This is a genomic window from Bradyrhizobium sp. USDA 376, from assembly GCF_054063675.1.
In genome coordinates this window covers 4,620,688-4,633,058 of record NZ_JBSSGN010000001.1, presented here as the reverse complement: position 1 = coordinate 4,633,058, position 12,371 = coordinate 4,620,688, and the positions used below count along the sequence as shown (strand labels likewise).

At 63.9% G+C, this 12,371-nt stretch carries 10 protein-coding genes and 1 pseudogene; 8 read left to right on the top strand and 3 right to left on the bottom strand.

Annotated elements, in window-relative coordinates; translation table 11 throughout:
* Positions 1-8: 8 nt before the first annotated feature.
* Both ACVJ19_RS21680 and ACVJ19_RS21675 read right to left on the bottom strand, forming a co-directional pair.
* Positions 9-1,255 (bottom strand): annotated as a pseudogene (locus ACVJ19_RS21680) (ABC transporter substrate-binding protein).
* A gap of 92 nt (positions 1,256-1,347) precedes the next feature.
* Positions 1,348-2,163, bottom strand: coding sequence for a putative hydro-lyase (locus ACVJ19_RS21675; protein WP_453951026.1), 816 nt, complete (start codon positions 2,161-2,163; stop codon positions 1,348-1,350).
* 119 nt (positions 2,164-2,282) lie between these two features.
* On the opposite strand from ACVJ19_RS21675, the gene ACVJ19_RS21670 reads away from it, so the two are divergent.
* From ACVJ19_RS21670 to ACVJ19_RS21650, 5 genes are all read left to right on the top strand, one after another.
* Entirely contained in the window at positions 2,283-3,200 is a 918-nt protein-coding gene (locus ACVJ19_RS21670) for a LysR family transcriptional regulator (RefSeq protein WP_453951025.1), read from the top strand.
* A gap of 149 nt (positions 3,201-3,349) precedes the next feature.
* Complete coding sequence (locus ACVJ19_RS21665) at positions 3,350-4,600, top strand: allantoate amidohydrolase (protein WP_453951024.1); 1,251 nt, start codon at positions 3,350-3,352, stop codon at positions 4,598-4,600.
* 12 nt (positions 4,601-4,612) lie between these two features.
* Positions 4,613-5,524, top strand: coding sequence for an NAD(P)-dependent oxidoreductase (locus ACVJ19_RS21660; protein ID WP_453951023.1), 912 nt, complete (start codon positions 4,613-4,615; stop codon positions 5,522-5,524).
* Positions 5,525-5,643: 119 nt separating this feature from the next.
* On the top strand, positions 5,644-6,717 hold the full coding sequence (locus ACVJ19_RS21655) for a malate/lactate/ureidoglycolate dehydrogenase (RefSeq protein WP_453951022.1): 1,074 nt from the start codon (positions 5,644-5,646) through the stop codon (positions 6,715-6,717).
* Between the two features lie 168 nt (positions 6,718-6,885).
* Complete coding sequence (locus tag ACVJ19_RS21650; protein ID WP_453951021.1) at positions 6,886-7,527, top strand: suppressor of fused domain protein; 642 nt, start codon at positions 6,886-6,888, stop codon at positions 7,525-7,527.
* 152 nt (positions 7,528-7,679) lie between these two features.
* On the opposite strand, the gene ACVJ19_RS21645 is transcribed toward ACVJ19_RS21650, so the two are convergent.
* Positions 7,680-8,753 carry a tartrate dehydrogenase gene (locus ACVJ19_RS21645; protein ID WP_018648097.1) on the bottom strand — a complete coding sequence of 358 codons (1,074 nt, stop codon included), beginning with the start codon at positions 8,751-8,753 and terminating at the stop codon, positions 7,680-7,682.
* Between the two features lie 156 nt (positions 8,754-8,909).
* On the opposite strand from ACVJ19_RS21645, the gene ACVJ19_RS21640 reads away from it, so the two are divergent.
* From ACVJ19_RS21640 to ACVJ19_RS21630, 3 genes are all read left to right on the top strand, one after another.
* Entirely contained in the window at positions 8,910-9,686 is a 777-nt protein-coding gene (locus ACVJ19_RS21640) for an SDR family oxidoreductase (RefSeq protein ID WP_453951020.1), read from the top strand.
* A 168-nt stretch (positions 9,687-9,854) separates the two neighbouring features.
* Positions 9,855-10,844, top strand: coding sequence for an integrase core domain-containing protein (locus tag ACVJ19_RS21635; RefSeq protein ID WP_453951019.1), 990 nt, complete (start codon positions 9,855-9,857; stop codon positions 10,842-10,844).
* Positions 10,845-10,890: 46 nt separating this feature from the next.
* Entirely contained in the window at positions 10,891-12,309 is a 1,419-nt protein-coding gene (locus ACVJ19_RS21630; RefSeq protein WP_453951018.1) for an amidase, read from the top strand.
* Positions 12,310-12,371 lie beyond the last annotated feature (62 nt).

Here is a 12,371-nt window from a genome sequence, read left to right as displayed (position 1 = left end):
CTGATCGCTTACTTCATCGGCCAGATCGGCTCGGCCACCGCCGCCTGCGGCGGGAAGATGGTGACGAACTTGCCGCCGACATATTGCAGCAGGACCGGATCGGCATCGTTGTTCTGGCCCGACTCGTCGAACTTGACGCGTTTCCAGGGCATGATGGTCTGTTCGCCCGTCATCTCGGTCGCGGCCAGCGCGTCACGGATCTTCTCGCCGTCGGTCGATTTGGCGCGGTTGATGGCGTCCGCCATGATGATCATGGCCATGAACTGCCGCGACGTGTTGTCGTTGAGGTCCTTGCCCGACTTCGCCTTGAACAGGTCGTTGATCTTGCCGACCATTGGCCGCTTGGCGGCGAGATCGAGCGAGAAGCTGCCGCGGGTGATCGCACCCTCGAGCTTGTCGCCGACCGCGTCGTAGAGCGCTTTCTCGGAGAAGCCGGCCGCCTGGGCCACGATCGCGTTGGGCTTGTAGCCGAGCTCGGCCATGGTCTTGACCAGCAGGATGCCGTCCGTGGTGTAGCTCGACGGCATCAGCACGTCGGCATTGGCAGCCTTGAGCTGCTGCACACCTCGGCCGAAAGCGACGGCGAGTTGGCGCGGTACTTGATGTCGGCGACGATCTTGTAGCCGCGCTCGGTCGCGAGCTTGGTCTGGGCGTTGGCGGAATCGGTGCCGAAGATGGTGTCTTCGTGGAACAGCGCCAGCGTCTGGGCCTTGGCGCCCTTCTTCTTCATCGCATCGAGGAAGTCGAACATCCCGGCCGAGAACATCTCGTCATGCGGCGAGGCGCGGAAATAATACTTCAGACCGCGGCGATGCAGGCTCGGCGAGGAGTTGTCCGCCGACATGAACGGAATCTGGTAGCGTTCGCAGATCTGGCTGATCGTGACTGCGACCGCACTTTGATAGGAGCCGAGGATCGCGGAGACCTTTTCCTGCGTGATCAGGCGCTCGGCTTCGGCGCGCCCCTTCTGCGGATCGCCCTGGGTGTCGGCGTAGACAATACGGATCTTGGCACCGCCGAGGCCGGGCAAGCCTACGCCCTTTGCCAGCGGAAGCTCGAAGTCCTGGTCGTTGTTGATGATGTCGATCGCGGTCTCGAATGCACGTTGCGCATCGACACCCACCTGCGCGCCGGAGCCGGACAGCGGATAGGTTGCGCCAATCACCACTTCGGACGTTTGCGCGCGCGCAGCTAGCGGCAGCAGCGCAGCAGCGGCGGTGGCTCCGAGCAGTACGTCGCGGCGAGTGATCGTCATTGGCAAAGTCCCCTGTTATCCGAATTTTGCGCGTATCGAATGAAGTGATTGGCAGACAGCGTAAAGCCTGAAGAAGCAGCAAACGCTGCCTACTAAATCACGGCCATGGTCCTGTTCTTCAGATCCGTCACCAGCATCAGGCCGGGCGAATGCGTGATCGCGAACGGTACCTTGGCTGCGTTGATCACCGATTGCGGCGTCACGCCGCAGGCCCAGAATACCGGAATCTCGTCATCGGCGACAGGTACGGGGTCGCCGTAGTCGGGCTTGGCGATGTCCTTGATGCCGATCAGGTGCGGATGGCCGAGGTGCACGGGCGCACCATGCACTGCGGGATAGCGCGAGGTGATCTGTACCGCGCGGATCGCATCGGCGGGCTTGAACGGGCGCATCGACACAACCATAGGGCCTGCGAACGGACCGGCCTCGCCGCAGGCGATATTGGTGCGGTACATCGGCACGCGCACATTGTGCTCGATGTGGCGAATTGGCATGCCCTCGTCGAGCAGCGCCTCCTCGAACGAGAACGAGCAGCCGAGCACGAAGGTCACGAGGTCGTCGCGCCAGTAGCTGGTCACGTCGGTCGGTTCGTCGACAACCTCGCCGTCACGCCAGACGCGGTAGCGGGGAACATCGGTGCGGATGTCGAGATCGGCGCCCAGCGCCGGGATATGCGGACTGCCGACGTCGGACATGCCGATGATCGGGCACGGTTTCGGATTGAGCTGGCAGAATCGGTGAAAGGCGCTGGCATATTCGGCCGGCAGGATCGCGAGATTGCCCTGGACGAAACCAGGGGCGACCCCGGCGGTGGAACCAACCTGGCCGCCACGATAGGCGAGCCGGGCCTGACGGCTCGGGAGCGTGTCGGGTGTTTCAGTTTGCTGCGCTGCCACCAAAACAGTCATGCGATTGACCTGCCTATAAACTCGACAAAGACAGCCAACACCAAGCGTGCTATAAAGTCTAATCTTCCTTTCTAATCAATATCGATAAATCTAATTTATCGATCGGGAAAATCCTTCCTATGCTGGACTTCAGGTCAATCGAGACATTCCTCTGGGTTGTGAAGCTCGGCAGCTTTCGCGGCGCCGCCGCACGGCTCAACACCACCCAGCCGGCGATCTCCCAGCGCATCGCCCAGCTCGAACGCGAGATGGGCGTGAAGCTCCTGAACCGCGATCATCGTGTCGCTTCACCGACGCCGAGCGGCCGGCAGATGATGGTCTACGCGGAGAAGCTGATCGGCCTGCGCGCGCAGATGATGGCAGAGATCGGCGACCGGTCGGCAATGCGCGGCGTGATGCGGCTCGGCGTCGCCGAGACCATCGTGCACACCTGGCTGCCGCGCCTCGTGAAGAGCGTGAACGAGATCTATCCGAACCTGTCGCTGGAGATCGAGGTCGACATCACGCCGAACCTCACCGCGCGCTTGCTCGCGCAGGAGATCGAGCTCGCCTTCGTGGTGGGTCCGCTGTCGGCCTCCGGTGTACACAACCGCGTGCTCGCCGACTATCCGATCGGATTCCTCGCAAGCCCTTCGCTCGGGCTCGGCAACGGCCCGGTCACGCCGGCGGAGCTCGCGCGGTTTCCGATCATCACCTTCCCGCGCAAGACCAAGCCCTACGAGGTCGTGCGGGAGGTGTTCGACCGGCCGGAGCTGCCACCGATCCGGCTGCATGCCTCCGCTTCGCTGGCGACCGTCATCCACATGGCGGTCGAAGGGCTCGGCATCGCCGTGATCCCCGACGCCATCGTCGAGAACGAACTCGCCGACGGCCGGTTGCAGCTGCTCGACACCGACCTCGCCATCGCGCCGCTGACATTCACCGCGAGCTGGCTCGCCTCGCCCGACGTCGTCGCCGTGGAGCGCGTCGCCGAGCTTGCATGTCAGATTGCGCAGAGCAGCCTCGCGGTTGACGCGCCCGCGCTGGCGCGTCATTGAAAAAGGCGCCGGACAACCTTCAACGTCTTTCCGGGGCGATGCGAGGGGACCGCGCAAAGCGCGGCCCCGGCAGCATCGAACCCGGAATCTCGAGATTCCGGGTTCGGCTCTTCGAGCCGCCCCGGAATGACAGCCAAATGGACTGACGCATGAGCCGAGCCGCCACCAATCTGCAAATCGATTCCGCCCGCCTCTGGGGCTCCATCCACGAGACCGCGCAGTTCGGCGCGACGGCCAAGGGCGGCGTGCGGCGGCTGACGCTGAGCAGCGAAGACAAGCAGGTACGCGACTGGTTCCGCAAGGCCTGCGAGGATGCCGGCCTCGAGGTTCACGTCGACGCGCTCGGATCACAGTTCGGCCTGCGCAAGGGCCGCGACATGTCGAAGCTGCCGGTCGGCATCGGCTCGCACCTCGACACCCAGCCGACCGGCGGCAAGTATGACGGCATTTTGGGAACGCTCGGCGCGCTGGAAGTGATCCGCACGCTCAACGATGCCGGCATCGAGACCGAGGCGCCGATCTGCGTCGTCAACTGGACCAACGAGGAAGGCTCGCGCTTCGCACCCGCGATGATGGCCTCCGCCGCTTATGTCGGTGATTTCACCACGGACGACATCCTATCGCGCAAGGACATCGAAGGCACGACCGTCGGCCAGGCACTCGACAGCATCGGTTATCGCGGCGACAAGCCGGTCGGCTTCCAGAAGCTCGGCTGCTTCGTCGAATTGCACATCGAGCAGGGGCCGATCCTGGAAGCAGAAGGCAAGACCATCGGCGTGGTCGATTCCGGCCAGGGCGTGCTCTGGTACGACGGCAAGATCTCCGGCTTCGAGAGCCATGCGGGCTCGACCCCGATGCCGCTGCGGCGCGATGCTCTCGCCACACTCTCCGAGATCGTGCTGGCGATGGAGGCGACTGCGAAGAAGCATGGGCCGAACGCGGTCGGCACCATCGGCGAAGCCGTGATCGCAAACCCCTCACGCAACGTCATTCCCGGCGAGATCGCCTTCACCATGGATTGTCGCAGTGCCGATGGCGCGATCATGGATGCGCTCGACCGCGACCTGCGCGCCGCCATTGCCGAGATCGCCGCGCGACGCAAGGTCGAGGTCAAGATCGACCTCGTCTGGCGCAAGCCGCCGACGCATTTCGATCCCAAGCTGATCGCAGCTGTCGAGAACGCGGCGAAGACGCTCGGCTATTCCTCCCGCCGCATCACCTCCGGCGCCGGCCACGATGCCTGCAATCTCAACACCGTCATGCCGGCGGCGATGGTGTTCGTGCCCTGCAAGGACGGCATCAGCCACAACGAGCTGGAGGACGCCACGCAGCCCGACTGCGCGGCTGGCACCAACGTCCTGATGCATACCGTGCTGGCGATCGCCGGCGTCGCGTCCTGACCGGAGAGAGCCATGCGCGGAGTTTTCGTCGACGCCAACGAAGCCCTCGCCGTGATCATGGAGCGGCTGGAGAAGCCCGGGGATCCCAAGGTGCGGATCCACCGGGATCCCGATATCAAGCCCGAGCAATATCCTGAGATCCTGGGCGGCGCCGAGATCGCGATCGTCGACCACACCGCGCTGCCGACCGAGGTCGCGAAGAAGTGCACCGGCCTGAAGCACGTCGTATTCCTCGGCACCGGCGCGCGCAGCTACATGAACCCGGAAGAGCTCGCCGAGCTCGGCATCTCCGTGCACCTGATCAAGGGCTATGGCGACACCGCCGTGGCGGAATCCGCGATCGCGCTGATGTGGGCCTCGGCCCGCGTCATTGCGATGATGGACCGCGAGATGCGCGCCGGTAGCTGGCTGCGCGAGGACGGCATGCAGCTCACCGGCAAGACGCTCGGCTTGATCGGCTTCGGCGGCATCGCCGCGGAGGTCGCGCGCATCGCCACGGGCAGCGGCATGAAGGTGATCGCCTGGAACCGCTCGCCGAAGAGCTATCCCGGCGTCGAGTTCACCGATCTCGATACGGTGCTGGCGACAAGCGACGTCGTCTCGCTGCATCTGCTGCTCAACGACGAAACCCGCGGCATGATCACCCGCGAGAAGATCTTTGCGATGAAGCGTGGTGTCATCCTCGTCAACACCGCCCGCGCCGCGATCGTCGACGAAGTCGCGATGATCGACGCGCTGAAGTCCGGCCATATCCGCCATGCCGGCCTCGACGTGTTCAACATCGAGCCGTTGCCGGCGGATCATCCGCTGACGAAGATTCCGAACGTGACGCTGTCGGCGCATTCGGCGTTCCGCACGCCGGAGGCGAGCGAAAACCTGATTGAAGCGGCGTGGATCCACTGCCGCCGGATCGTGAATTCGTAGGGTGGGTTAGCGCAGCGTAACCCACCTCTTTGGTTTCCGCGGAGACAGAAGTGGTGGGTTACGCCTTCGGCTAACCCACCCTACGCCCCCGCCAAATCGAAGGGATAAGAACAACAACAATGGCTGATTATCGCACCATCAAGGCCGAAGCTCTCACCAACGTCGTCCGCGCCATCGTCAAGGCCGGCGGCTCCACGGACCGCGAGGCCGAGCTCGTCTCCACCAATCTCGTCGAGGCCAATCTCAGGGGACATGACTCGCACGGCGTCGGCATGATCCCGCGCTATGTCCAGAGCGTCACCAACGGCGGCCTCGCGGTGAACCAGCACGTCAAGATCGTGCTCGACACTGGTCCGCTTCTCACCCTCGACGGCCTCACCGGCTACGGTCAGGTGATCGGCCATGAAGCGATGGAGCTGGCTGCCGAGCGCGCCAAGCGCAACGGCGTGTGTCTCGTCGGCCTCTCCAACTCGCATCACATCGGCCGCATCGGCCACTGGGCCGAGCAGTGCATCGACCACGGGCTGGTCTCGATCCACTTCGTCAATGTGATCTCGCGCCCGATCGTGGCGCCCTGGGGCGGCAGCGATGCACGCCACGGCACCAACCCGTTCTGCGTCGGCATCCCGCGCAGGGGCAAGGACCCCATCGTACTCGACTTCGCCACCAGCAGGATCGCGCAAGGCAAGACCCGCGTCGCCCACAACAAGGGCGTCGAGCTCGAGCCCGGCACCATCATCGACAATGAAGGCAAGCCCACGGTCAATCCCCGCTACACCGTGATCCCGCCGTACGGAGCCATCCTGCCGTTCGGCGAGCACAAGGGTTCGGGACTCGCGCTGGTGTGCGAAATCCTCGGCGGCGCGCTCTCCGGCGGGCAGGTGGTCAAGGGCCCGTCCGACGGCAAGTACAACGTCATCAACGGCATGCTCTCGATCATCATCGACCCCGGCAAGCTCGGCACCGGCGAAAACCTCGCGCGCGAAGTCGAAAGCTTCGTCGCCTGGCACACCGGCTCACCGCCCGGCCCCGGCGTCGACAAGGTCAAGATCGCCGGCGATCCGGAGCGTGAGACCAAGAAGAAGCGCCTCGCCGAAGGCATTCCGGTCGATCCGACCACCTGGCAGGAGATACTGGAGGCCGGGAAGAAGTTCGGGTTGGATCAGGCGGCGATCGAGAAGATTGCGGGCTGACCGAAAACGAAGCCCATCTCTCGGAATAGACCCGGCCGAATGCACAATTGCGCAACGGAGGCTGGACCGCGGCGAAACATCGGCTCGCCTGCGGGACGGATTTGAACCAGCCCGCGTTGCCTTGCGACAACGCGGATGTCCCGGCTCACATCCGCTTCCGAGGTTCACATGCTCTCCCGTCTCGCAAAGTTCATGTCCGGCTCTGGTCAGCCGTCAGGCGCGGCCGACCTCTACCGGCATCGGCTCGCCATCTATGAAAACGAGCTGGGCGAGCCCGAACACAGCTTCAAGGACAACGCCGAGCGCCGCATCGACATTCACGCCTTTGGCCGCGATTTCGTGCCGGTGTGCCAGGAGGGTTCTGACGAAGGCTACGTGCTTCTGACCAACGGCATGAGCGAGCAGCGGATGCCGGGGGTGCATGGGGACGCAAAGCCACGTGCCGAGCTGATGTGGTACGTCCGCGAACCGACAGAGGAGGTTTGCGCCAATCTGCGCTGGCTGGCCAATCTGCCGTTCATCGACACGACCTGGTTCGGCTTCGGCCATCGCGTCGCGCTGCCGTGGCCGCCGGTTGCAGGAACGGACTTCCAGACGTTCCTGTTTCTCACGCCGATCATCGGCCCCGATAAGCAGATCGCCGAGGCGCTGGAGATCGCGGGCGATCCCGTGGAGATCTTGACCGTGAACCTGATCTCGCATCAGGAGCTCGAGCTCATCAAGTCCAGGGGGCTCGACCCGTTTCTCGACCTGCTCGACGAGAACGACTATCCGCCGATCTTCGATCCGGCGCGGAAATCGTATGTGTAGGGTGGGTTAGCCGAGCGGATGCGCGGAGCGCATCTGCTTGGCGTAACCCACCACTTCTGTCTTCGCGGATGCAAACAGTGGTGGGTTACGCCAAGCGGACCACGCTTCGCGCGTCCGCAGGGCTAACCCACCCTACTCCATGTCGCCCAGCCTCAATCCACCATATCCGCAACCGCCTTGCCGCAGGCGGTGGTGTCGGCGTTGCCGCCGAGGTCCTTGGTGCGCAGCGTGCGCTCGGCCAGCGTGCGCTCGATCGCCTCGACGATCGACTTGCCGGCTTCCTTCTCGCCGAGATGCTCGAACATCATCGCGCCCGACCAGATCGCGCCGATCGGGTTGGCGATGCCCTGCCCCGCGATGTCAGGCGCCGAGCCGTGCACCGGCTCGAACACCGAGGGGAAATCGCCCTCGGGATTGATATTGCCCGACGGCGCGATGCCGATCGTGCCAGTGCAGGCGGGGCCGAGATCGGAGAGGATGTCACCGAACAAATTCGAGCCGACCACGACGTCGAACCAGTCCGGATGCAGCACGAAGTTCGCCGTCAAGATGTCGATGTGGTACTTGTCCCACTTCACGCCAGGAAACTTCTTGGCCATCGCCTCCACGCGCTCGTCCCAATAGGGCATGGTGATGGAGATGCCGTTGGACTTGGTCGCCGAGGTCAGGTGCTTCTTCGGCCGCGACTGGGCGAGCTCGAAGGCGAATTTCAGGATGCGATCGACGCCGGTGCGGGTCATCACCGTCTGCTGGGTGACGAACTCACGGTCGGTGTCCGGGAACATGCGGCCGCCGACCGAGGAATATTCACCTTCGGTGTTCTCGCGCACCACCCAGAAATCGATGTCGCCGGGCTTGCGGCCCGCCAGCGGCGACGGCACGCCGGGCATCAGCCGCACCGGACGCAGATTCACGTACTGGTCGAACTCACGGCGGAACTTGATCAGCGAGCCCCACAGCGAGACGTGATCCGGAATCTTGGCCGGCCAGCCGACCGCACCGAAATAGATCGCATCGTGCTTGCCGATCTTCTCCTTCCAGTCATCGGGCATCATCTGGCCGTGCTTCTCGTAGTAATCGTAGGACGAGAAGTCGAAATGGTCGAAATGCACGGAGACGCCATGCTTCTTCGCGGCTGCCTCCAGGACGCGCAGGCCTTCCGGCATCACTTCCTTGCCGATGCCGTCGCCGGGAATGACCGCGATCCGGTATTGTTTCTTGCTCATCGAGAACGTCCTTGTTTGGTCCGGCAGCCGCCGTCTTTTTGACCGCACTGCAATGGACCAAAGTCGGCGACAGTGCAACGCTGCACTGCAATGTTGACCATGGCGCTGCCGGGCGCCTACTGATTTCATCCTGTTCCCATCCTGCGAGTAGTCCCCATGGATCTGCATCTGCGTGGCAAGCGCGTCCTGATCACCGGCGCGTCCAAGGGCATTGGCGCCGCCGCCGCCGAGGCGTTTGCCGAGGAAGGCGCACATCTCCTGCTGGCGGCCCGCAGCGGCGAGGCGCTGGAGGCGCTGGCCGACCGCTTGCGCTCCGCACATCAGATCGACGCCGCAACCAGCATCGTCGACCTGCGCAAGGAAGAGGGTGTGGCGCGGCTGGCGAAAGAAGCCGCCAACATCGACATCCTCGTCAACAATGCCGGTGACATCCCCGGCGGCTCGATCGACAAGATCGACGAGGCGGCGTGGCGGCACGCCTGGGAATTGAAGGTGTTCGGCTATATCAACCTCACGCGGTACATCTACGCCCAGATGAAGGCCAGAGGCGGCGGCATCATCGTCAACGACATCGGCGCCGCCGGTGAGAAATTCGATGCCAACTACATCTGCGGCAGCGCCGGCAATGCCGCGCTGATGGCTTTCACCCGCGCGCTCGGGGGCAAGAGCCTTGCCGACAACATCCGCGTCGTCGGCATCAATCCCGGTCCGGTCGGCACCGACCGCCACGTCACACTGCTCAAGACGCGGGCAAAGCACCAGTTCGGCGACGAGAGCCGCTACAAGGAATTCCAGAAGAGCCTGCCGCTCGGCCGCCCCGCGCATGCGCGGGAGATCGGCGATCTCATGGCGTTCCTGGCGTCGGACCGCGCCGGCTATACCTCGGGCGTGATCTACACTGTCGACGGCGGCATCAGCGCGGGTTGGGGTTAAGTATTTCCGTCATTGCGAGCGCAGCGACTTGTCCGCCGAAGCCTTTGGCGAAGGCGGAAGCAATCCAGGAATGTATCCGCTGTGGCAGTCTGGATTGCTTCGCTGCGCTCGCAATTGTGCATGTTCACTAATTCGCTGATTGGATCGCTCCAGCGGAGGAACGATCCGATGCGAGACAACAGCTATGACCGAACGGTTGAACGCAACTATCTGCACAAGTGGCGTTTTCTGATTTCGGAGTATGAGGCGGTGAAGGCTGGCCGATCGCCGCTGTTCAAGCGGGTCGGCGACTTCTACCGGCACCACGGGACCTGCTCGCAGACGTTCCGCAAATATTACAATCGCTATCTGCAGAGCGGCGAGGACGCGGATCTGCTGCCGCGGCGGCGCGGCCCGAAGTGGCGGGAACGGCGCGAGCCGGAAGGGATCGAGGCGGAGATCGTCGCCCATCGCAAACGGGGGATGAACCGTTATGAGATTCATGCCGTCTTGCGCGAAACGCGCGACACGGTACCTTCGCCGATCACGATCTACCGGGTGCTGAAACACTACCGCCTGAACCGCCGCACGCCGGCGATGCGTGAGGAGAAACGCCGTATTATCAAGGACAAGCTCGGGGAGCTGGGCCACGTCGATCTGCATCAATTGCCGCGCGATATGTTCCTCGCGCCACCCCCGGTCACGGCCTACATCATCAGCCTGATCGACAGCTGCTCGCGTCTGGCCTGGGCCGAGGTCCTGACATCCAAGAAGGCGCTGCCGGTCATGTTCAAGACCCTGAAGATGATCAACACCCTCAACGTCACCTATGGGCTCGTCTTCCAGGAAATCCTGTCCGACAACGGCGCCGAGTTCGCCGCCCGCACCAAGCCGGGCGAGCATCCGTTCGAGGCCATGCTGCTCGAGCTCGGCATCAAACACCGCTACACCAGGCCCTATCGGCCGCAGACCAACGGCAAGGTCGAACGCTTCTGGCGTACCCTCGATGACGACGTCATCGACGGCGCGACCTTCGACAACCTCGACCACTTCGCCAATGAACTGTTCGAGTACCTCGTCTACTACAACAACCACAGACCCCATCAGGCCTTGGCGGGACAAACTCCCAAGACCTTTGCCGCGACCAAGACCACCGCGATCCAATCAGCGAATTATTGAACATCGACAGCAATGACGAACTAAAATAAGCATAGGAGTAAGATACTTGTCTCAAGACCTGATCCGCGAAACCGCCTGCACCGTCGTCGACAAGCTGCGCTCAGGCGATGTCTCACCGCTCGAGCTGCTGGACGTGCTGGAGAAGCGGATCGGCGAGGTCGACGGCAAGGTGAACGCGCTGCCGATACTGTGCTTCGATCGCGCGCGGACCCATGCGAAAGCAATGATGCAGAAGCCGGCCGGTGCGCGCGGACTGCTCGCAGGCCTGCCGGTGCCGATCAAGGATCTGACCGATGTCGCGGGCGTGCTGAACACGCAGGGCTCGCCGATCTTCAAGGACAACATCCCCGCGAAGTCCGACCTCATGGTCGAGAACCTCGAAGCCAATGGCGCGGTGGTCTACGCCAAATCCAACACGCCGGAATTCGGCGCCGGCGCCAACACCTTCAACGAGGTGTTCGGCGCGACGCTCAATCCGTGGGACACGACGAAATCGGCGGCGGGCTCGTCCGGCGGTGCGGCGGTGGCGCTTGCGACCGGCATGGCCTGGCTCGCGCAGGGCTCCGACATGGGCGGCAGCCTGCGCAGCCCGGCGGCATTCTGCGGCATCGTCGGCATGCGGCCGAGCATCGGCCGCGTCGCGCATACCCCCAAATCGGGCATCGATCGCAATCTCGGCGTTGCCGGCCCGATGGCGCGCAACGTCGAGGATCTCGCGCTGCTGCTGGATGCCATGAGCGGCGACTATACGGACGATCCGCTATCGCTGCCGGCCCCCGCGACCTCGTTCCTGTCGGCGGCCCAGGCGGGCAAGAAGCCGAAACGCATCGCCTATTCGCCCGATCTCGGCATCACCCCGGTCGATCCCGAAGTGAAGGCGATCACGCGCAAGGCCGCCGAACGTTTCGCGGAAGCCGGCGCCATCGTCGAGGAGGCGCATCCGGACTGGCGCGAGGCGCATGAATGCTTCCACGTGCTGCGCGCCTTCGATTTCGCGATCACCAAGGCCAATCTGCTGCGCACCAAGCGCGACCTGCTCAAGCCCGAGGTGATCTGGAATATCGAGGAAGGCCTCAAGCTGACCGTCGAGCAGCTCGCGCGCGCCGAGGCGCAGCGCGTCGGCATGACCGCCCGCGCGGTCGAGTTCTTCAAGACCTACGACCTGCTTCTGGTGCCGACGACGATCGTGCCGCCCTTCCCGATCGAAAACCGCTACGTCGCCGAATGCGACGGCAAGAGGTTCGAGAACTACATCGAATGGCTCGGGATCGTCTACGCCATCACGCTCGCCTGCTGCCCGTCGCTGTCGCTGCCTTGCGGCTTCACGGCATCGGGCCTGCCGGTCGGCGTGCAGGTGGTCGGCGCCCCGCGCGCCGACGCGCAGGTGATTGCCGGCGCGAAAGTGCTGGAAGATATTTTGGGCGTACGCGGGACGACGCCGATCGATCCGAAGGTGAAGAAGTAATTCCTTTTGTGCCCCGGACGCAGCGCAGCGCTTCTTCAGCGGTGCGCTGCAGGGCCGGGGCC